The organism is Delftia sp. 11MD (assembly GCF_050907895.1).
Classification (GTDB): Bacteria; Pseudomonadota; Gammaproteobacteria; order Burkholderiales; family Burkholderiaceae_C; genus Comamonas; species Comamonas tsuruhatensis.
The window spans coordinates 1,402,896-1,423,927 of record NZ_CP194333.1 but is presented as its reverse complement, the minus strand read 5'-3'; the positions used below and the strand labels follow the sequence as shown (position 1 = coordinate 1,423,927).

Genomic DNA, 21,032 nt, shown 5'->3' with positions numbered 1-21,032 from the left:
CTCGGGCTGGCCGCAAAAACAGCCAGGACGGCCTGCTAGCGTAATGCAAGCACTTGCAACAGAACATGACGCCGCAGCATGACGGCGCCATGTCGATCATTTTTGACAATCCGGGCCATTGATCCGCATGGCAACGGGAACCCGGCTGCGGAGCGATACTCCATGGCTGTGCCCGATGTATCTTTTTTCTGCACGCCGACTGCCGGCGTGCGCCTTTTTCAAGAACTGCATCCATGTCTTCTACGCAACACGCCAAAGTCCTGATCCTCGGCTCCGGCCCTGCCGGCTACACGGCCGCCATCTACGCCGCGCGCGCCAACCTCAACCCGCTGCTGGTGACCGGCATGGCCCAGGGTGGCCAGCTGATGACGACGACGGAAGTGGACAACTGGCCTGCGGACGTGAACGGCGTACAGGGCCCCGAACTGATGCAGCGCTTCCTGGAGCACGCAGAGCGCTTCAAGACCCAGGTGGTGTTCGACCACATCCACAGCGTCGATTTCTCCAAGCGCCCCTTCACGCTGACCGGCGACTCCGGCACCTATACCTGCGACAGCCTGATCATCGCCACGGGCGCCTCGGCCAAGTACCTGGGCCTGCCCTCCGAAGAGGCCTTCATGGGCCGCGGCGTCTCGGGCTGCGCAACCTGCGATGGTTTCTTCTACCGCGAGCAGCCCGTGTGCGTGGTCGGCGGCGGCAACACCGCCGTCGAGGAAGCCCTGTACCTGTCCAACATCGCCAGCAAGGTCACCCTGGTGCACCGCCGCGACAAGTTCAAGGCCGAGCCCATCCTCGTGGACAAGCTCATGGACAAGGTCCGTGCCGGCAAGATCGAACTCAAGACCCACTTCGTGCTCGACGAGGTGCTGGGCGACCAGTCCGGCGTGACCGGCATCCGCATCAAGAGCACCCAGGATGGCCATGCCGAGGACATCCAGCTGCAGGGCTGCTTCATCGCCATCGGCCACGCGCCCAACACCGAGATCTTCAAGGGCCACCTGGAGATGGACGAGACCGGCTACATCATCACCCAGGGTGGCCTCAAGGGCTTCGCCACCCAGACCAGCGTGCCCGGCGTGTTCGCGGCCGGCGACGTGCAGGACCATGTCTACCGCCAGGCCATCACCAGCGCCGGCACGGGCTGCATGGCCGCGCTGGACGCCCAGCGCTTCCTCGAGCAGGAATAAGCGGGATGCCATCCCGCCCGCCCTGCCCTCGTGCAGCGCGGCAAAAGCCCCTGGCTGCCGCCGTGATTGGCTGGCCCAGGGGCTTTTCTCATGAAGACGCTATAATCCGTGGCTTTGCTGAATTTGAAGCGCGCCTTGCTTGCATGGCCAGGACACTTTCAGCGATGGGGTTACCGCCACCCTTTATGGCGAGGTGAGGTTGCCGGCAGGCCCTGCAGCAAATGCAGGGCATCAGCGTCGGCGGCTGTACAACTATCGGAGTGTCCTCATGGCACGCGTATGTGAAGTAACGGGCAAGAAGCCCATGGTGGGAAACAACGTTTCCCACGCCAACAACAAGACCAAGCGTCGTTTCCTGCCCAACCTGCAATACCGCCGTTTCTGGGTTGAGAGCGAAAACCGTTGGGTGCGCCTGCGCGTTTCCAGCGCTGCTCTGCGCCTGATCGACAAGAACGGTATCGACTCCGTGCTCGCAGACCTGCGTGCCCGTGGCCAAGCCTAAATCCCTCAAGGAGAAACACCATGGCTGCTAAAGGCGGACGCGAAAAGATCAAGCTGGAATCCACTGCAGGAACCGGCCACTTCTACACCACGACCAAGAACAAGAAGACAATGCCCGAGAAGATGGCGATCATGAAGTTTGATCCCAAGGCTCGCAAGCACGTCACGTACAAGGAAATCAAGCTGAAGTAATTCAGCCTGTCCCTGGTACCGACAAAGAAACCGCCCGGCGCAAGCCCGGCGGTTTTTTTGCGTCCCTCACCCGTGGCGCGCGGGCTGGCCCAGCTGCGCGCAGGCCATGGCGCCGAGATCGCGGCAGGCCTGCTCGACCACGCCATCCACGGGCAGGGTGCAGCCCAGGCGCATGCAGTGCTCGTAGCGGCCCGAGTTGGAGAACATGCTGCCCGGCGCCGTGCGTATGCCGCGCGCCAGCGCCTGCGTGAACAGCGCGGACGTGGACACGCCAGCCGGAAGCTCCAGCCACAGGCTGAGCCCGCCGGGCGGCAGGCTGAGCCGCGTTCCCAACGGGAAAAAGCGCGCCACCAGCTGCGCCATGCCCTCGCGCTGGCGCCGCAGCTGCTGCTTCAGGCGCTGCAGATTGCGCAGATGCGCGGGCGAGCCCACGCAGGCGGCCGCCAGCAACTGGGCCAGGGTCTGGGTCCCCCGGCTGCGCGCGAACTTGAGCATCTGCACACGGCCATGCCACTGGCCGGCGTTCATCCAGCCCTGGCGCAGGCCTGGCGCCATGCTCTTGTTGAAGGCCTCGCAATAGATCACATGTCCCGGCAGGCGGTCCCAGGCCTTGATGGGGCGCACGGGCTGGCTGCTTTCCACGAACAGGCCGTAGGAGTCGTCCTCGATCAGCGCCACGCCGTGGGCGGCGCACAGCTCGACCAGTCTGGCCTTGTGTTCATCGGGAATGCGCGTGCCCAGCGGCATCTGCAGCTCGGGCACGACCACCACGGCCTTCAGCCGGGGCTGGGTCTGCAGGGCCAGCTCCAGTGCCTCGAGGGACAGGCCGGTGCGCGGGCTGCAGGGAATCTCCAGCGCCTGCATCTGCAGCGACTCCACCACCTGCAGCAGGCCGTAGTAGGTCGGCGACTCCACGGCCACTACATCGCCGGGCGAGGCCACGGCGGCCAGCGCCAGGCTCACGGCCTCGGAATTGCCCGTGGTCGCCAGCACATCGGCCGGTGCGACATGGATGCCCGCCGCCAGCGCGCGCCGCGCCATGGCCCGCTGGAAATCAGGGTGGCTGCCCATCATGGAACGCCCCAGCACCAGCAGGTCGGGCTGCTCGCGCAGCAGCCGGGCAGCCGCCTGGTTCAGGTAGCCGCGATCGAACAGTTCCGGCGGCGGCGTGGCACCGCCCAGGTCCACCTGCACATCGGCCTGGCGGCCGCGCTCCAGCATGAGCGAGATGTGCTCATTGATGCCCGCAAAGTGCTGTTGTGGCAACGGCTGCACGGGCTGGCTCAGATCCGGTTCGCTGGCAGGCGCCAGCCCTGCAGGCCGGGCATCGCGCACGAAGTAGCCCACGCGCGGGCGGGCCTCGAGCTGGCCCAGATCCTCCAGATGCCGCAGCGTCTGCAGCGCCGTGGACAGGCTGACCTCGTGGCGGCGCATCAGCTCGCGCACGGAAGGCATGCGCTCGCCCGCCTTGAGCGTGCCCATCTCCATGGCCAGGCTGTAGTCGGCCGCCAGGCGGCGGTACAGGGTGGGGGCGGCGCTTGCGGCGGTCATGGGCAGGATGGAAAACGGCTGGGGATGGAAGTGCTTGACCGAGATCTTGCCTCAAGGCCCTGTTACGCAACAGATACAGATCATCAAGCCATGCAGCAGAACAGAACATGGACTGCCTGCACTGCTGCGGCGCAACAAACCACAGCCTGTGCCTGTGCCAAAGAGGGCCGAATGCCTACGCTTGGGGCCTGGAACTACAGGACACCACCCCATGCACAACGCCCACACCCGCTCTTTCGAACTGCGCCATCTCGCCCCCGGAAACGACCTGTATCTGTCCATGCAGGAGGGCTGCGAGCTGTTCTGCCGCCAGGGCAGCCTGGAAATCAGCGTCCCGCAGCAGGCCTGGGCCGATGCAGCGCCGGGGCTGACTCTCAGGCTGCAGCCGGGCCAGGGCTGGCGCGCAGGCGCGGACCTGCGGATAAGAGTCCGCTCCGTGTCCCAGGCCACGGCAGGTCTGGAACTGCAGCCGAACCCCGCAGCAAAAAGCCGCATCGCCTCCGAAGAGAAGATGCGGCCCCGGGAATGGACGCTTGCCGGCTGGCTTCGCAGCTTCAGGCGTGGGCAGCGCGCAGCTTGACCGAGAACTCCTTGAGCGCGGCAATGCCGCTGGCCTCGGCGCGATGGCACCAGGCCTGCAGATGGGCCGTCAGCTGCTCGCGCGACAGCGAGGTGTTGAGCCACAGCTGGCGCAGCTCCTCGCGCATGACCAGCATCTGGTCCAGCACGGGATGGGCGGCGCGCGCCTGGGCCAGCTGGTTCTGCGCCTGGGCGGGCACCTTGTCGGCATCGCGGTGCAGCCAGCGGCGCGCCGTCCTGAGCAAGGACAGGTCGGCCTGCTGCGCCTTGCGCTGCTTGAGCGCATCGAGTTCGAACTGCACGGCGGCACGCACGCCGCGCGCATAGCGGGCCATGACCTCGTAGCGGTTGGCGATCACGGCCTCCAGCGTCTTTTCGTCGGCCACAGGCTTGATGGCACCCATGACCAGCCTGGGTGGCGTTTTCTTGACCTTGGCCCAGCCGACCGCCTGCATCGCCCGGATGTAGGCCCAGCCCACATCGAACTCATAGCGCTTGACCGAGAACTTGGCCGAGGTCGGATAGGTGTGGTGGTTGTTATGCAGTTCCTCACCGCCGATGACCAGGCCCCAGGGCACGAGGTTGGTGCTGGCGTCCTGGGCCTCGAAGTTGCGGTAGCCCCAGAAATGGCCCAGGCCGTTGACCACGCCGGCAGCCCAGAACGGAATCCAGGCCATCTGCACGGCCCAGATGGTCAGTCCGATGGCGCCGAACAGCAGCACGTTGATGACCAGCATCAGAGAAGGACCCCAGATCGAATGCCGGCTGTAGAGATGGCGCTCGATCCAGTCGTCGGGCGTGCCGTGGCCGAACTTCCTGAGCGTCTCGGCGTTCTTGGCCTCTTCGCGGTACAGCTCCGCGCCCTGGCGCATCACGGTATCCAGCCCGCGCGTTTGCGGGCTGTGGGGATCGTCCTCGGTTTCGCACTTGGCGTGGTGCTTGCGGTGGATGGCCACCCACTCCTTGGTGACCATGCCCGTGCCCAACCACAACCAGAACCGGAAGAAATGCGAGGGCACCGGCCCCAGGTCCAGCGAACGATGGGCCTGGCAGCGGTGCAGGAAGATGGTGACGCCCGCAATCGTGACGTGGGTGGTGACCAGGGCATACAGCAGCAGCTGCCACCACGACAGCTGCCACAGGCCATGGGCCATCCAGTCCAGGGCAATATTCCAAACCGACGCGAAATCCACAGACATGACCCAAGCCTTTGCCAAAGCCGGCGCCCAGTGGCACCGATGCCTCAATTTTAGGCGAGCCCCCCGTGAAGACGTTCGGCAATCTCCCGCGATTTACAGCTTATTGCGTCTGCAAGTTACGGCTTCCGGGTCCAAACGGCGGCGAAAAACCCGTCCGTCTCATGGCGCTGGGGCCACAGGCGCAGGTACTGCGTGCCGGTCTCGCCGCCGCTGCACAGCACATCGCCCCGCTCCACCTTGAGCTGGGCCAGAAGTTCTCCGGCATCCATGGCCACGAAGTCAGAGTGCTCCGCTGCAAAGGCCTCGGCGATGGCTTCGTTTTCCTGGGGCAGGACCGAACAGGTGGCATAGACCAGGCGCCCGCCCGGCTTGACCAGCCGCGCAGCACTGGCCAGGATGGCCGCCTGCTTCTGCGTGAGCTCCTCGATGGCCTTGGCAGACTGGCGCCACTTGAGGTCGGGGTTGCGGCGCAGCGTGCCCAGGCCCGAGCAGGGGGCATCAACCAGCACGCGGTCGATCTTTCCGGCCAGGCGCTTGACGCGGTCGTCGCGCTCATGGGCGATGGCCGCGGGGTGCACGTTCGACAGGCCCGAGCGCGCCAGGCGCGGCTTCAGGGCCTCGAGCCGGTGGCCCGAGACATCGAAGGCGTACAGACGCCCCGTGCTGCGCATCGAAGCACCAATGGCAAGGGTCTTGCCGCCTGCGCCTGCACAGAAATCGACCACCATTTCGCCGCGCTTGGCATCGAGCATCAGCGCCAGCAGTTGCGAGCCTTCGTCCTGCACCTCGATGGCACCGCGCGTGAAAGCGTCCATCCGGGCCAGCGCCGGCTTGCCCTGCACACGCAGGCCCCAGGGCGAGTAAGGCGTGGCTTCGGCGGCGATGCCGGCATCGGCCAGTTCCTTTTGCACATCGGCACGCTTGGCGTTCAGCGCATTGACGCGCAGATCCAGCGGCGCGGCCTGCTCCATGCTCTGGGCAAAGGCCCAGAAGTCATCGCCCAGTTGCTGCTGTAGCGGCGCGACCAGCCATTCGGGAAGGTTGTGGCGGTGCGGCTCCATCAGTTCGTCGGGACGCACGGCCTCGCAGGCGTCCAGCCATTGCAGCTCCTGCGGCGACAGCGCGGCGCGCACGAAGCTGCGTGCGTCCTTGACACCTTGCTCGGTCTTGCCAGCCACGCGGGCCAGTGCCTCCTGGCTGTGGGCAAAGCCCAAAATGGCCAGCCTGCGCTCACGCGAGCCGCTGCCAGAACGCGCCAGGCTCTCAAAAAGCAGCTTCTTGCGCAGCACGGTGTAGGCGGTCTCGGCCAGCGCAGCGCGCTCGCGCGGGCCCAGGTTGCGGTTTTCACGGAAAAAGCGTGACACCACGGCGTCGGCCGGATGTTCGAAAGTCAGGGTGCGCTTGACCAGTTCGGCGCAGGCGTCGAGAAGCTGTTTGGGATGCATGGCCGCGATTGTCCCACTGCCTTGCAAATCCGAGAGGGGCGCAGGTCGGAACCCGGAGCAACGCCGGGCTGGCACGGCTACCATGGCGCCCCATGACCGATGACGACCTGCCCCCTCTGATTGCCACGCCCCCGGGCCTGTACCGCCACTACAAGGGTGCTCCCTACGAGGTGCTTGCCACCGTGCGCCACAGCGAAACGCGCGAGTCCATGACCCTGTACCGCGCGCTCTACGGCGAGCGCGGCCTGTGGGTGCGGCCGGCCGCCATGTTCAACGAAACCGTGGTCATCAACGGCGTGGAGCAGCCCCGCTTTGCACGCTGCCCCGAAGTGGAGCAGCAGGCCTTTCAGAGCGAAGGCCTGTGAGCAGACCCTAGCCCCGCATCAACTGCGCCACGGCGCGCGGGTAGATGATGTGCTCCTGCACCAGCACGCGCGCGGCCAGTGCCTGGGCCGTGTCGCCGGGCAGCACGGGCACCACGGCCTGCTCCAGGATGGGGCCCACATCCAGCTCGGCCGTCACGCGGTGCACGGTGCAGCCGGCGAAGCGGCAGCCTGCATCGATGGCCCGCTGGTGCGTGTGCAGGCCCGTGAAGGCGGGCAGCAGCGAGGGGTGGATGTTGATCATGCGACCTTCGTAATGCGCAACGAAGCCCGGCGTGAGGATGCGCATGAAGCCGGCAAGCACGACCAGCGCGGGCGCGTGCCGGTCGATCACCTGGGCCAGCTCGGCGTCGAAGGCCTCGCGGCTGGGGAACGGGCGGTGGTCCAGCACCTCGGTGGAAATGCCCTGCTCGCGCGCGAAAACCAGGCCCGAAGCCTCGGCCTTGTTGCTGACCACGGCGGCCACGCGGGCGCCATAACGCCGCGCCCAGTCCTGTTGCTGCGAAGCACGCACAATGGCAGCCATGTTCGAGCCGCCGCCCGAGATCAGGATCACGATATTTTTCATGGGCGGCGATTGTCGCACCGCGGGCCGCGCGGCCTGCGCCAGCCCCGGCAAGGCCCATGGCCCTGCCGGGCCTTGTCACCTCTTGCCCTCAGACCCATGCCATTCGATCCCCGCTCCACCCCCTTGACCGCCGTCGAAGCCCGCGTGCTGGCCACCCTGATGGAGAAGGCGCGTACCGTGCCCGACAGCTACCCGCTCACGCTCAACGCACTGGTGACGGGCTGCAACCAGAAAAGCAGCCGCGATCCGGTGATGGAAGTCAGCGAGGGCGAAGCCCAGGAAGCGCTGGACAGCCTGCGCCTGCGCACCATGTCCGTGCAGATCAGCAGCGCACGCGCCACGCGCTGGGAACACAACTTCCCGCGCGGCGTGGGTGTGCCCGACCAGAGCGCCGTGCTGCTGTCCCTGCTGATGCTGCGCGGCCCGCAGACGGCTGGCGAGCTGCGCATCAACTCCGAGCGCTGGCACCGCTTTGCCGACATCTCCTCGGTCGAAGCCTTCCTGGAAGAGCTGCGCGAGCGCAGCGAGGAAAAAGGCGGCCCGCTGGTCGTCCTGCTGCCCCGCGCGCCCGGCGCGCGCGAACAACGCTGGGCCCACCTGCTGTGCGGCCCCGTGGACGTGAACGCGATCGCCTCGGCCCCTGCGGCAGCAGGCGCACGCGGCGATGCCCTGGCCCAGCGCGTGGTCGATCTGGAAGCCCAGGTACGCCAGCTGCAGGCACGTCTGGCACATGTCTACGCCCAGCTGGGTCTGGAAGAACCCGATCAGCCTGCCTGATATCCGGCGGCCGTGAAGCCATCAGGGATTGCCATAGGTTGTCACGCCCTGGACAGTTCAAAAAAGAACGCGCGTGCTACAAAAGCCGGGATTGAAGGAGACACAGTCCATGGACCTGGCATTTACCCCTGAAGAACAGTCCTTTCGCGAGGAAGTCCGCGCCTGGGTGCGGGCCAACCTGCCCCAGGACATCGCGCACAAGGTGCGCCATTCGCTGCGCCTGACGCGCGACGACCTGCAGAACTGGGCCAAGATTCTTGGCAAGAAAGGCTGGCTGGGCTACGGCTGGCCCAAGCAGTTCGGCGGACCCGGCTGGAACGCCGTGCAAAAGCACCTGTTCGAGGAGGAATGTGCCCTGGCCTGCGCGCCGCGCATCATTCCCTTCGGCCCCGTGATGGTGGCGCCCGTGATCATGGCCTACGGCACGCCCGAGCAGCAGCAGCGCTTTCTGCCCGGCATTGCCAGCGGCGAAGTGTGGTGGAGCCAGGGCTACTCGGAGCCGGGCTCGGGCTCGGACTTGGCCAGCGTCAAGACCCGCGCCGAGCGCGTGGGCGACAAGTACATCGTCAACGGCCAGAAGACCTGGACCACGCTGGGCCAGTACGGCGAATGGATCTTCTGCCTGGTGCGCACCAGCAACGAGGGCAAGCCCCAGACCGGCATCAGCTTCCTGCTGGTGGACATGAAGAGCCCTGGCGTGACCGTGCGCCCGATCAAGCTGCTGGACGGCGAGTGCGAGGTCAACGAGGTCTTCTTCGACAATGTGGAAGTGCCGGCCGAGAACCTGATCGGCGAGGAGAACAAGGGCTGGACCTACGCCAAGCACCTGCTCAGCCACGAGCGTACCAACATCGCCGACGTGAACCGCGCCAAGCGCGAGCTGGAACGCCTCAAGCGCATCGCCAAGGCCGAAGGCGTCTATGAGGACCAGCGTTTCCGCGACGAGATCGCCAAGCTCGAAGTCGACGTGGTCGCGCTGGAGATGCTGGTGCTGCGCGTGCTGTCGGCCGAGAAATCGGGCAAGAACCCGCTGGACATCGCCGGCCTGCTCAAGATCAAGGGCAGTGAAATCCAGCAGCGCTACTCCGAGCTGATGATGCTGGCCGCAGGCCCCTTCAGCCTGCCCTTCATCGAAGAAGCCATGGAAGCCGGCTGGCAGGGCGACTTCCCCGGCGGCGTGGCGGACAACGCGCCGCTGGCATCGACCTATTTCAACATGCGCAAGACGACGATCTACGGCGGCTCCAACGAGGTCCAGAGAAACATCGTCGCTCAGACGGTGCTGGGCTGATTTTGGCTGGAGTTTCGCTGACCCCAGAAGTGCGCCGGACGCGCTTCGATCAGCTTCGGGAGACAGAAAATGGACTTTGATTTTTCGGATGACCAGCAGCAACTGCGCGACGCGGTGCGCCGCTGGGTGGACAAGGGCTACACCTTCGAGCGCCGCCGCTCCATCGTCGAGGCGGGCGGCTTCTCGCGCGAGGCCTGGGGCGAGCTGGCCGAACTGGGCCTGACGGCACTGACCGTGCCCGAGGAGCACGGCGGCCTGGGCCAGGGCGCCACCGACGTGATGGTGGTGATGGAAGAGCTGGGCCGCGGCCTGGTGATGGAGCCGCTGGCACAGGCCTTCGTGGCATCCAGCGTGCTCGGCCAGCATGCCGACGCCTCCGTGGCCGGCCAGTGGCTGCCGCGCGTGGCCAGCGGCGAGGCCCTGGTCGTGCTGGCACACCAGGAGCGCCAGGCCCGTTACCGGCTCGACGTCTGCGCGGCCACGGCCGGCAAGAGCGGCAGCGGCTACACGGTGGATGCCACCAAGAGCGTGGTGCCCGCAGGCGACGCGGCCGATGCCTTCCTGGTGCCGGCCCAGCTGGACGGCAAGATCGCCCTCTTCCTGGTGGAGCGCGGCGCCAGCGGCGTCAGCACCCAGGGCTACCGGACCCAGGATGGCAGCCGCGCCGCCGAGCTGCGCTGCCAGGCGGCCCCCGCCACGCTGGTGACGACCGATGGCCTGGCCGCCCTGACGCTGGCCCAGGACGTGGCCAACGCCGCCCTGTGCGCCGAAGGCGTGGGCGCCATGGAGCAGACACTGAAGCTCACCACCGAGTACATGAACCAGCGCAAGCAGTTCAACACGGTGATCGCCAGCTTCCAGGCCCTGCGCCACCGCGTGGCGGACATGAAGATGCAGCTGGAGCTGGCCCGCTCCATGAGCTACTACGCCAGCCTCAAGATGAACACGCCCGAGGCGGAGCGCCACGTGGCCATCGCGCGCGCCAAGGTCCAGCTGGGCCAGTCGCTGCGCTATGTGGGCCAGCAGTCGGTGCAGCTGCACGGCGGCATCGGCGTGACCGACGAGTACGCAGGCAGCCACTACTTCAAGCGCCTGACGCAGATGGAGATGACGGGTGGGGACACGCTGCACCATCTGGGCATCGTGTCCGGGAAGATGCAGGACACGGCCGGCGTGTTTGCCTGAGCCTCGGGTCCCGCTTCAGACCACCATGCCCCGCAGGAAACTGCGGGGCTTTTCATGGGCCTTTGCTTTTTCCCATGCTTGCCCGCCGCCTCAGGTCAGCCTGTAGCCCTCGGGCCTGAGCGGCGCGGGCAGATCCGTCTCGCCCAGCGTGCGGCCCAGGCTGATCTCGATGGAGCGGCAGATGGTGTCCAGCGGCAGGTCGTTGCTCTCCAGGCCAAAGGGCTCTTCGAGTTCATCGCCAAGGGCGTCGAGCCCATAGAAGGTGTAGGCCACGATGGCCACGACGAAAGGCGTCATGAACCCGGTCGTGTCCACCAGGCCGAACGGCAGCAGAAAGCAGTACATGTAGGCCGTGCGGTGCAGCAGCAGCGCATACGAGAACGGCATGGGCGTGTTGCGTATGCGCTCGCACGAGGCGGCAGCGGCCGTCATGCGTGTGAAGGTCTTGTCCATGGACGCGGCCAGGCAGGGCTCCATCTCGCCACGGCGCACACACTGCGCCAGGTCATGCCCCATGGATATCATCAGTGCGTCGCAGCGCTGCTCCAGCGGCAGGGCCTGGATTTGGCGCCATTCCCTGTCCACGAGCCAGCGGCCGGCTTCGGCATCGTCGTGCAGGCCCCGCAGCTGGGACCGCAGCGAATGCGCGAAGGCAACAGCCCGGTGCACCATGCGCACGCGCACGTCGCTGTCGCGGCGCCGGGGATCGGGCACCGTGTCCAGCGCAATCAGACTCTGGCACTGGCGCGCCAGCGTGCGCGCGCAGATCACCATCTCTCCCCAGAGCTTGCGCCCTTCCCAGTAGCGGTCGTAGGCGGTGTTGTTGCGAAACCCCAGGAAGATGGCCAGCGGCAGGCCGATCAGCGTGAAGGGGATGGGCGTCACCGTGATCTTCACGTCGAAGAGATTGCCGTGCACCAGGGTGATGATGGCGGCAAACACGATGTTCACGAGCAGCGTGACCTGGATGCGCTGGAGCACCGAGCCCCGCAAAATCAGAAACAGCCTGAGGCCGGCGGGGCGATCACGGACGATCATGGGGCGAATGATAGGTATAAACCCTTATTCGATCACATATTGAGCATGTCAATGGGCTGCGGCCATGCTCCGAACCAAAAAAAAAAAGGCGCCCCGAAGGGCGCCCTGCGTCACGACCGGTTGCCGGTCACAGCGCGTTGAAGCGGCGGCGGCGCACCATGCCCCAGCCCATGATGCCCATCAAGCCGGACATCAGGATCAGGCCCCATTCGGAGAGGGTGGGGATGGAGGCGGGCGATACGGCCACGGCCACCGCGCGGGAAGCCGTGTTGTTGGCCGGGTTGGCATCTCCGGTCGCACCGGTGCTGCCCGTCAGTGCCACCGCCCCCACGGAGCTGGGCGTTCCGCTGACCGTGCAGGTCACGCTGGCGCCCGCAGGCACGGCATCCCCTGCGGACCAGGCTGCATTGGAGGGGCTGATGCGGCAAGCGCCCTGGCTGACGCCAGGCGGCAGTCCCGTGACTGCGCACGAGGTCCCTGCCGATGCATCGGCCGAGCCCTGGTTATTGCAGACAAAACTGCCGCTGTAGGGCGTGCCGGCAGTGAACGCGGTCGGCAGACCGCTCAGATCGACGCCCATGTCGGGCACTGCAACGGTGGACACATTCATGGTCGCGGTGTTGTTTGCCGCATTCGAATCATCCGTTGCGCCCGTGGTGCCCGTGACCATGGACGAACCTGCGGCCGTGGGCGTACCGCTCACCTGGCAGGTGACCGTGGCTCCCACCGGCACCGCATTGCCCGCCACCCACGCGGCATTGCCGGGGCTGATGGAGCATGCGCCTTGCGTCACGCCAGCCGGCAGGCCGGTGACGGCGCAGGAGGTGCCGCTCACGGCGTTGGCCAGGCCCTGGTTGCTGCAGGTGAAGCTGCCGCTATAGGGAATGTTCAGCGGCGAGGTGGAGGGCAGTCCGCTCAGATTGACCTGCATGTCCGGCGTTGTGGTGACCGCGATGTTCGACGTGGCCGTGTTGTTGCCCGGGGTCAGGTCGTTGTCGCCGCCCGTGGTCACCGTGACCGTCGAGCTGCCGCCTGGACCCGTCGGTGTGCCGGAGACCAGGCAGACCACCGTCTTGCCCGCAGGCACCACGGCGGGCTGCATCCAGGCCGCGCCGTCTATCGTGCATTGGCCTGCCGTCACGCCAGGGGGCAGACCGGAGGCATCGCAGATAGCCTGGCCTGCGCTGGCTGCACCATCGTTCTTGCAGGAGAAGCTGCCGGTGTAGGGGACGCCGACCACGGCGGTGGGCGGGAGTCCGGAGACATCAGGCACCATGTCGCTGCTCGCCGCGGGAGCCAGCAATTGGGTCTGCACCATGGCACCGAGCAGGGTCGAGGTCAGGTCGCCTCCGATGGTGTAGTTGCCGTTGTTGATCTGGTCTGACGGCGTGCCCGCAGGAACCTTCACGGTCATCGTGAACGTGCCCGACTGCCCGGGTGCCAGGGTCCCAAAGTTGCACTGGGCAGGGTCTGAACTGCCCACGGCCGGGGCCGTGCAAGCGCCGCCGTCGCCGGCCAGCGACACGAACGTGGTCGGACTGACGCCCGCATCCGTGCCCACGGGCATCGCGGGCGTGACCTTCACGTTGTTCACCGGGGTGCTGCCGTTGTTCGTATAGGTATAGGTGTAGGTGATCTCCGTGCCGTCCGCCTTGGGCGCGCTGACAGGCCCGGACGCGCTGATCCACAAGGTCTTGGGCAGGGTCGTGCCGAAGTTGTCAACGTACAGATGGCCTGCGTGGCCACCGGCACTGCAGGCCGAGGCCACGGCCTGCAGCCTGACCTTGTCGCCTACCCGCAGGTAGGCATTGCCAGGAGCGACATCGTAGGCCTGGGGGTCGGTGTAGTTCTGGATGGCACCGCCCTTGTCGGTAAAGGTCTTCCAGGGTGCTCCCGGCTCGCCGCCGTAGTGGTACTTGAAGAACAACTCCTGGGGTGAGCCCGTCAGATCCGTGGCGGTCTGGGCGTCATAGGTCTTGACCAGCGAGATGGCAAAGTAGGGGCGATCCTCGCCTCCGTGATTGCTGGCGTACTCAAGCACGGGCGCCGCGACAAATCGGATGTGGATCTTGCCGTCCTGGTCGATGTCATCCGCAGTCAGCGTCACTTCCTGGGTGATGGAACTTGCCGTATTGACCTGCTGGGTCCAGCCGGCGAGTCCCCCCGTGACATTGTTGGACCGCGGTATCACGTTGCTGGCTGGGATGGTGCTGTTCGCCTTGAGGTTGATGCGGGCAGAGTGGGAGCCTGCCAAAGTCAGTTTGAGGGCGGACTGGCCGGCGTCACCCCGGAACAGGACTTCGTCTGCAGCGCCTTCCGAGCCGCTGTCGATTTCGACCAGATGAACCTTGCTGCCGGGCGGCTGCAAAAGCAACTCGCTCAGGCTCTTCGGATTGGTCTGGGTCCCATTGTTGGTCCAGGCCTGAGCCGTCCAGCCAGTCAAGTCTCCCGTCTCGAAATCACCATTCAGAAACGCCGCCTGTGCCCCCGCACCGATCACCGCCAGGGTGCCAGCCGCGATCAGGCGTCTCGCCTGCCTCCAAGCGTTCATGCGCGGCCCTGTGGGCCGGATATGCAAACTCTGTCTCGCCATACCATTCCTCTCTTCATGTGTGTTTGATCACGGATGAAAACCCCGACGGCCCACGCCGCCGGCTTGCGCACACCGCCAGCACCAAGCCGCCCAATCACGCGCACGCGCTTTTGCAGCAAAAAAATGGGCGAACGAATCCCTTCCGCATGCCCGGACGGCAGCGGTTCAAAAAGCTGAAATGGAGAAGAAAAAGGCGCCTAAGGCACGAACACCAGCCCTCGACCGAACACGGCCCTCACCGGCAGGGCCAGCCCGGAGATATCCAGGGTCTTGCGGCGAAGCCGCGTCAACTGCGATTCAATGCGATGAAAACCGTCATCCACATCGGCATAGCCCATGGCCTCGATCAGGGTCTGCTTGGACACCATGGTCCCGGGGGTTGCCATCAGGCAGCCGAGCAATTCCAGCTCGCGGCTGGTCAGGGCAATGATCTGGTGGTTGGGTGCGACCATGCAGGCCGACAGGGGGTCAAGGCGCCAGGTCAGGAATGGGGCGGACGCCCTGCCCGGCTGACCGGTGTTGCGGCGAAGCTGGGAGCGGATGCCGGCCACCAGCTCGTTCATGTCGGTGGGCTTGACGAAGTACTGCAACGCGCCGGCATTGAGGCCGGCAATGCGGCTGTCCAGATCGCCGCGTGCCGTGAGCACCACCACGGGGATCTCCTGCTCGGCCAGGCGCTTGACCAGGCTCAGCCCGTCCTCGCCGGGCAGACCCAGGTCGACGACGACCAGATCTGCCTTTTCGCGCAGTAGCTTTATGTAGAAGTCTTCTGCAGAATCCGTGCCCCAGGCATGCAGGCCAGACTTTGTTAAAAATCGACACACATTGATACGAATATCCTCGTCGTCCTCTACGACGGCGACGGTGAACTCGATCGATGGCTCTAGTGTCTGCTGCATGATGTTTGCCTATTGGTGCGCGGATTTTCATTGGGGTGAACGTCCGCCGCCATGCACGAACACTCTCGAATGCTCACAGTTCAGAGAAACACACAAAAATTTACTTTTATTGCATGGATCACGGTATCGCTCGGGCTGCTCGCATTTTTCGTGCTGAGCCCGGCAACCATGTCTCCCCCTGACAAGGGACTGCGTCTGGGCAAGGACCTGCCGATGCAGGTGCTTGCCGATGCGGGCCGCAGCATGACCATTGAACAGGTCGCGGCCCTGCCCGATGATGCCTTCGAAACCCGGCGCACGCCTCTGAACGAGGGCTATACCCGCCAGGCTTACTGGGTGAGGGTTGCCATGCCTGCCCTCGCACCCGCCAGTGCGCTGGCCGGCAATGATCCGCTGTGGCTGGAGATCACGCCCACCTATCTGGACAGGGTCACGCTCTACCAGCAGGCGCACGGCCTGTGGCAGGCACGCGAAAGCGGCGACACGGTGCCCATGGCCCAGCGCATCCATGTGCGCCAGCTGGTGTTTCCACTGCGCGCCGGCCAGCCCTTTGTGCTGCGCATCGAGACCAGCAGCGCCATGCAGCTGTACGCCACGGTCTGGCGCAGCACGGGGCTGATGGCCTGGCTGTCCAGCGTGGAGTGGGCCTCGGGGGTGCACCAGGGCGTGAACCTGGTGCTGACCTTGCTGATCGCCGGCGCAGCCCTGGCCCTTCGCATGCGCAGCCTGATGGCCATGACGCTGCTGGCGTTCGTGGTTCTGACCCACAACGCCAATGTGCGCGGCTATGCCCAGCTGTGGCTGCCCGAGCCCTGGGCGCCGCATGCGGATATCTGGGTGAGCGTGGGCGTCTTCCTGCTGCCTGCCGCCTTTGCCTGGCAGGCACGCGAGACCTTGACGCGCGGAACGATCTGGCGCCGCATCGACCGCATGCTGGTGCTGCTGACCTTGGCGCCGCTGCTGGCCTTGCTCAGCATTCCCATGGGGCATTACACGCAATGGGCCTGGCTCGGAGTCAGCGTCCCCTGGATGGCCAGCATGCTGAGCGCTTTGGTGGCCTGGAAGAACCTGCTCCGGCTGGGCCCCAGCATCGTCAACCTGCTGGTGCTGATTCCCTACACGCTGCATGCGGTCATGGGCATCCACGTGGCTGCAGCGTTCACGGGGCTGGTGTCCTCCGACATCGAAGCCGGCATGTACTGGCAACTGGAATCGCTGCTGCTGTACATCCTCATCATCATTGCCGTGGGCGCCAGCCTGGTCGAGAAATTCCAGAACTCCATGGACAGGCAGGCGCAACTGGTGGAGTCGCTGGCCCGCTCCGAGCACGCGCTCGAAGGCCGGGTACGCACACGCACGGCCGAACTGTTGCATGCACAGAACGCGCTGCAGGCCGCGCTGCACGGCGAACGCACCCTGCGGCTGGAGCAGCGCCAGTTCTTCAACATGGTCAACCATGAATTCCGCACGCCGCTGGCCGTGGTGGACAGCGCGGCCACGGAGCAGTTGACCTTTCCGTCCACCGACATCGACTCCCAACTGGAGCGGGCCGCCCAGATCCGGCGTGCCTGCAGGCGCCTCACGGCCCTGGTGGACAACTGCCTGGTCAGCGACCGCCTGGACGCGCCTGCGTTCCGGCTGCAGCTCGACCGGGTTCCGGTGACGGACCTGATCGACGATGCCGTACAGCTCGTGCACTGGTCGCGCCGCCATCATCTGAGGCTGGAGACTGCCGGCATCCCCGCCTCCTGGCAGTGCGATCCCACGCTGGTGCGCATCGCCCTGTCCAACCTCGTGGACAACGCCGTGAAATACGCCCAGGCCGGCGAAATCGCCGTGTGTGCCCGCCTGGACGGGCAGGGCCGGCTGGAGCTCACCGTCAGCGACGAGGGCCCTGGCCTGGCGCCCGAGCTGGCGCAGCGCATCTTCGAACTGCACGAGCGCGGAGAGCGCTCGGACCAGACCCGAGGCTTCGGCCTGGGCCTGTGGGTGGCCCGGCGCGTGGCCCAGATGCACGGCGGCGATGTGCAGGTCACGCCAGCTGCGGGCGGCGGCACCTGCTTCACGCTGACGCTGCCCTGCAGCATTCCCGAAGACAGCGGCCTTGCCGCAGCTGCAACACAGCCCGCCTCGCCATGCGCATCCTGAACCTGCTGCGTGTCCTGAACCGTCTGGCGCTGCCGGGCTGGCTGGTGTTTTCGCTGGTGCTGGTGGTCTGCTTCATCCTCAGTCCGGCCTGGCAGTCCCTTCCAGCCAAGCGCCTGCAGCTGGGCACGGACCTGCCCATGCTGGCGCTTGTCGATGCGCAGGGCAGCCTCACCATCGACCAGGTGGCAGCCCTGCCCGATACGGACTTCACCGCGCTGGACACACCGCTGAACAAGGGCTACACGCGCGATGTGTATTGGCTCAAGGTGCAGGCTCCCTATATCGCGGCCGGGAAGATCGACCCCGAGCAGGACCCTCTGTGGCTGGAGATCCTGCCCAGCTACCTGGACCAGGTCGCGCTGTACCAGTACATGGACGGCGCCTGGCGCATGCGCAGCAGCGGCGATACGGCAACCGGCGAACCACGGGTCCATGTGCGCCAGCTCGTGTTTCCGCTGTACACGGACCAGCCCTTCATCCTGCGCGTGCAGACCTCAAGCCCCATGCAGCTGGACGCCACGATCTGGCGCAGCAGCGGTCTGATGACGCAGTTCTCGGCCGTGGAATGGGCATCGGGCATCCACCAGGGCATCAACCTCATGCTGGCCCTGCTGATCATCGGGGCAGCCCTGGCCTTGCGGTTGCGCAAACTGGCCGCCATGGCCGTGGCAGCCATCGCCGTACTGATCCATGGCGCCAGCGACCGGGGCTACCTGCAGATCTGGCTGCCCGACCATCTGGCGCACTGGGGCCATCTGTGCGTCAGCCTTGGCACCCTGATGCTTCCCGCCGCCCTGGCCTGGCAGATGCGCGAGCTGCTGACCCGCGACACACGCTGGCGGCGCATGGACCGGGCCCTGCTCGCCCTGGGAATCATCCCGTTGCTGTGCCTGCCAAGCATCCCGCTCGGCCGCTACCAGGACTGGGCCTGGATAGGGGTCGGCGCGCCCTGGGCCATCAGCGCGTTGTTTGCGGTGGTCGCATGGAGCAATCTGCTGCGCGATCGTGCCAGCCTGGTGCATGTGCTGATGGTCGTTCCCAGCACCATGTACGGGCTCATGGGGCTGTATGTGACGGCAGCCTATGTGGGCCTTGCCAGCCTGCCTACCATAGAGACCAGCGTTTTCTGGCAGCTCAACACCTTGCTGGTCAACATCGTGATCACCGTGGCCGTCGGCGCCAGCCTGATCCAGAAATTCCGGGACTCCATGGCGCGCCAGGCACAACTGCTCGAATCCCTGGCCAAATCCGAGCATGCGCTGGAAGAGCGCGTGCGGCTGCGCACGGCCGAGCTGCTGCGGGCGCAGAACGCGCTGCAGGCGGCGCTGCACAGCGAACGCACGCTGCGACTGGAGCAGCGGCAGTTCTTCAACATGGTCAACCATGAGTTCCGCACGCCGCTGGCCGTGGTGGACAGTGCCGCCACCGAGCAACTTTCCTTTCCCTCCCCCGACATCGACTCCCAGCTCGAACGCGCCGCCCAGATCCGGCGCGCCTGCAGACGCCTCACGGCCCTGGTGGACAACTGCCTGATCAGCGACCGCCTGGACGCTCCCGCCTTCAGGCTGCAGTTGCACCGCGCTCCCGTCATGGAGCTGGTCGATGATGCCGCGCAGCTCGTGCACTGGTCCCGCCGCCACCGTCTGCGCCTGGACAGCGCGCAGGCGCCCGCCATCTGGGAGTGCGACTCCACGCTCATCCGCATCGCACTGTCCAACCTCGTGGACAACGCCGTGAAGTACGCCAAGGCCGGAGAAATCACCGTGCGCGCGCGCACCGACGACCGTGGTCAGCTGGAACTCACCGTCAGCGACCAGGGCCCAGGCCTGGCGCCCGAGCTGGCGCTGCGCATCTTCGAGCGCTTCGAGCGCGGCCACCGCTCCGACCAGGCCCGCGGCTTCGGCCTGGGCCTGTGGGTCGCCCGACGCATTGCACGACTGCATGGCGGCGACATACAGGCGGCACCTTCACCGGAGGGCGGCACGAGCTTCACGCTCACGCTGCCGCCGCATCCCGCTCCCGCTGCGCAGTCCAAAACCTTGCAGACAGCGGCTTGAAACATGATGCGGCGAAGAATCCACGATAATGAAAAGTTCGCCACTGGCGTGGCCTGTCGGCATTTGCCGCCATCAAAGCCCGCCTCATTCTGGCCATAAACACACACCTGTCCATGAGCGCTACTTCCATCCCCGCCGATATCAACCGCAAGCACCTGGAAATGGCTCGCCAGCAGATCTCCAACGGCGATCTGCGCAAGGCCGCACAGACTCTGAACAAGGCCCAGCGCCAGATGCCGAACGACGCACGCGTCTTCATGTTGGCGGCGCTGATGGCGGAGAAAGCCGGCAATCACGCCAAAGCCGAAGAGACATTCGAACGCTGCCTCGAACTGGCGCCCATGTGGGGACCAGGCCTGCTGGAAACCGCGCTCTATCGGGCTCGTCGCAGCCAATTCGATTCTGCTCTGGAACTGGCTGAGAAAGTGGCGCGCATCGAGCCTGGAAATCCGCAGGTACTGGCAGGCGTGGTGGACATCGCCCACCGCGCCGGTCATACCGCAATGGCCGTGGAGCACCTGCGCAGAGGCTTGGAGCTATTTCCCGGCGACACCATGCTGCGCCAGTATCTGGCCAACGATCTGAGCAGCCTGCAGCAACACGCCGAGGCAGGGCAGATCTGGGACGCCCTGGTACAGGAGCAGCCCGAGCAGCCGTCACTGCGCATTGGCCGAATCAAGGCCTGCATCGCACGCGGCGAGCCTGCTGCGGCACTGCCTGACATCCGCATGCTGCAGGAACGATCCCCCGAGGATGCCACGCTGATCTACTACGCAGCCCTGGCCCGGGGCGAAACCCCGGCCCACCAGCCTGTTGAGATGCACAGGCCCTTGTTCGACGGAATGGCCGAGCAATACGATATGCACATGGTGCGTGGCCTCGGCTACCAGCTGCCCAAACGCGTCGCAGAACAGTTGGTCGCGCGCAATCCAGAAAAGGACTTTAACCTGCTGGACCTGGGCTGTGGCACAGGCCTGCTGGGTGTCTGTCTGGGCTCCATGCAGGGCTTCCTGATCGGCGTGGACAGTTCCGTGAAAATGATCGAACAGGCGGCACGGCACGGCATCTATGACCGTTTCCACAACGTGAGCCTGCTGGATGCCCTGCGCGACACTCCGGACAGCGAGTATGACGTGATCACCTGCCTCGATGTACTGATCTACGTTGGCGATGCAGCTACGGTCATCCCCAATGCGGCGCGCATTCTGAAGACGGGTGGCGAATTCATCTTCTCCTGCGAAACTGCGCCAGAAGACGGCCCCGACCTGGTGCTGCAAAACAGCCAACGCTACGCCCACAAGCGCAGCCATATCGAAGCACTGTGCAAGCAAGCGGGCTTCAGCGTATCGACCGAGGAACTGGTGCTGCGGCAGGAAGGCGGGCAACCGGTTCAGGGCTTCGTCGTGACCGCAACCAAGACCGCTGCCTGACAGTTCTCA

At 65.8% G+C, this 21,032-nt stretch carries 18 protein-coding genes; 11 read left to right on the top strand and 7 right to left on the bottom strand.

Translation table 11 applies throughout. The features are described from left to right. The first annotated feature begins 233 nt into the window (after nt 1–233). The 3 genes from trxB to rpmG all read left to right on the top strand — a co-directional run bounded on the left by trxB (nt 234) and on the right by rpmG (nt 1,880). Nucleotides 234–1,187 (top strand): thioredoxin-disulfide reductase, encoded by a 954-nt coding sequence (gene trxB, locus ACRSCF_RS06425; RefSeq protein WP_016445763.1) that lies wholly within the window; start codon nt 234–236, stop codon nt 1,185–1,187. Nucleotides 1,188–1,455: 268 nt separating this feature from the next. Next, nucleotides 1,456–1,689 carry a 50S ribosomal protein L28 gene (gene rpmB / locus ACRSCF_RS06420; RefSeq protein ID WP_012207163.1) on the top strand — a complete coding sequence of 78 codons (234 nt, stop codon included), beginning with the start codon at nt 1,456–1,458 and terminating at the stop codon, nt 1,687–1,689. Between the two features lie 20 nt (nt 1,690–1,709). Then, a complete protein-coding gene (rpmG, locus tag ACRSCF_RS06415) occupies nt 1,710–1,880 on the top strand; it encodes a 50S ribosomal protein L33 (RefSeq protein WP_012207164.1) in 171 nt (56 codons plus the stop codon). A gap of 66 nt (nt 1,881–1,946) precedes the next feature. Here the strand turns inward: rpmG and ACRSCF_RS06410 are convergent, their stop codons facing one another. Continuing rightward, entirely contained in the window at nt 1,947–3,431 is a 1,485-nt protein-coding gene (locus ACRSCF_RS06410) for a PLP-dependent aminotransferase family protein (RefSeq protein WP_016451100.1), read from the bottom strand. Nucleotides 3,432–3,642: 211 nt separating this feature from the next. Between ACRSCF_RS06410 and ACRSCF_RS06405 the strand changes: the two genes are divergently transcribed. Next, nucleotides 3,643–4,011 carry a hypothetical protein gene (locus tag ACRSCF_RS06405; RefSeq protein ID WP_016445761.1) on the top strand — a complete coding sequence of 123 codons (369 nt, stop codon included), beginning with the start codon at nt 3,643–3,645 and terminating at the stop codon, nt 4,009–4,011. On the opposite strand, the gene ACRSCF_RS06400 is transcribed toward ACRSCF_RS06405, so the two are convergent. Together ACRSCF_RS06400 and ACRSCF_RS06395 are read right to left on the bottom strand one after the other, a co-directional pair. Continuing rightward, entirely contained in the window at nt 3,986–5,209 is a 1,224-nt protein-coding gene (locus ACRSCF_RS06400) for a DesA family fatty acid desaturase (protein ID WP_244387879.1), read from the bottom strand. The genes ACRSCF_RS06405 and ACRSCF_RS06400 overlap by 26 nt on opposite strands. 116 nt (nt 5,210–5,325) lie before the next feature. Next, nucleotides 5,326–6,654, bottom strand: a complete 1,329-nt coding sequence (locus ACRSCF_RS06395) for an RsmB/NOP family class I SAM-dependent RNA methyltransferase (RefSeq protein WP_244387878.1) — start codon at nt 6,652–6,654, stop codon at nt 5,326–5,328. A gap of 92 nt (nt 6,655–6,746) precedes the next feature. Between ACRSCF_RS06395 and ACRSCF_RS06390 the strand changes: the two genes are divergently transcribed. Further along, on the top strand, nt 6,747–7,019 hold the full coding sequence (locus ACRSCF_RS06390) for a DUF1653 domain-containing protein (RefSeq protein ID WP_016445758.1): 273 nt from the start codon (nt 6,747–6,749) through the stop codon (nt 7,017–7,019). A gap of 7 nt (nt 7,020–7,026) precedes the next feature. Here the strand turns inward: ACRSCF_RS06390 and purN are convergent, their stop codons facing one another. Then, the gene (gene purN, locus ACRSCF_RS06385; protein ID WP_034364124.1) at nt 7,027–7,605 is read right to left on the bottom strand and encodes a phosphoribosylglycinamide formyltransferase; all 579 of its coding nucleotides are present in this window, start codon (nt 7,603–7,605) and stop codon (nt 7,027–7,029) included. Between the two features lie 96 nt (nt 7,606–7,701). Here purN and ACRSCF_RS06380 point away from each other — a divergent pair, with 96 nt between their 5' ends. From ACRSCF_RS06380 to ACRSCF_RS06370, 3 genes are all read left to right on the top strand, one after another. Beyond that, nucleotides 7,702–8,382, top strand: a complete 681-nt coding sequence (locus tag ACRSCF_RS06380; protein WP_016445756.1) for a YceH family protein — start codon at nt 7,702–7,704, stop codon at nt 8,380–8,382. A gap of 109 nt (nt 8,383–8,491) precedes the next feature. Next, nucleotides 8,492–9,673 carry an acyl-CoA dehydrogenase family protein gene (locus ACRSCF_RS06375; protein WP_017405188.1) on the top strand — a complete coding sequence of 394 codons (1,182 nt, stop codon included), beginning with the start codon at nt 8,492–8,494 and terminating at the stop codon, nt 9,671–9,673. 69 nt (nt 9,674–9,742) lie between these two features. Next, nucleotides 9,743–10,858 carry an acyl-CoA dehydrogenase family protein gene (locus ACRSCF_RS06370; protein ID WP_016451097.1) on the top strand — a complete coding sequence of 372 codons (1,116 nt, stop codon included), beginning with the start codon at nt 9,743–9,745 and terminating at the stop codon, nt 10,856–10,858. 90 nt (nt 10,859–10,948) lie between these two features. Here the strand turns inward: ACRSCF_RS06370 and ACRSCF_RS06365 are convergent, their stop codons facing one another. The 3 genes from ACRSCF_RS06365 to ACRSCF_RS06355 all read right to left on the bottom strand — a co-directional run bounded on the left by ACRSCF_RS06365 (nt 10,949) and on the right by ACRSCF_RS06355 (nt 15,388). Beyond that, on the bottom strand, nt 10,949–11,896 hold the full coding sequence (locus ACRSCF_RS06365; RefSeq protein WP_244387877.1) for a bestrophin family protein: 948 nt from the start codon (nt 11,894–11,896) through the stop codon (nt 10,949–10,951). A 127-nt stretch (nt 11,897–12,023) separates the two neighbouring features. Continuing rightward, nucleotides 12,024–14,447, bottom strand: a complete 2,424-nt coding sequence (locus ACRSCF_RS06360; RefSeq protein ID WP_244387876.1) for an IPTL-CTERM sorting domain-containing protein — start codon at nt 14,445–14,447, stop codon at nt 12,024–12,026. A gap of 239 nt (nt 14,448–14,686) precedes the next feature. Beyond that, on the bottom strand, nt 14,687–15,388 hold the full coding sequence (locus tag ACRSCF_RS06355) for a response regulator transcription factor (RefSeq protein ID WP_016445751.1): 702 nt from the start codon (nt 15,386–15,388) through the stop codon (nt 14,687–14,689). A 168-nt stretch (nt 15,389–15,556) separates the two neighbouring features. Here ACRSCF_RS06355 and ACRSCF_RS06350 point away from each other — a divergent pair, with 168 nt between their 5' ends. From ACRSCF_RS06350 to ACRSCF_RS06340, 3 genes are all read left to right on the top strand, one after another. Further along, the gene (locus ACRSCF_RS06350) at nt 15,557–17,536 is read left to right on the top strand and encodes a sensor histidine kinase (RefSeq protein WP_016451095.1); all 1,980 of its coding nucleotides are present in this window, start codon (nt 15,557–15,559) and stop codon (nt 17,534–17,536) included. Beyond that, the gene (locus ACRSCF_RS06345; RefSeq protein ID WP_017405185.1) at nt 17,524–19,593 is read left to right on the top strand and encodes a sensor histidine kinase; all 2,070 of its coding nucleotides are present in this window, start codon (nt 17,524–17,526) and stop codon (nt 19,591–19,593) included. The genes ACRSCF_RS06350 and ACRSCF_RS06345 overlap by 13 nt, the downstream gene beginning before the upstream one ends. Nucleotides 19,594–19,706: 113 nt before the next feature. Then, on the top strand, nt 19,707–21,023 hold the full coding sequence (locus ACRSCF_RS06340) for a methyltransferase domain-containing protein (protein WP_244387875.1): 1,317 nt from the start codon (nt 19,707–19,709) through the stop codon (nt 21,021–21,023). Nucleotides 21,024–21,032: the final 9 nt, after the last annotated feature.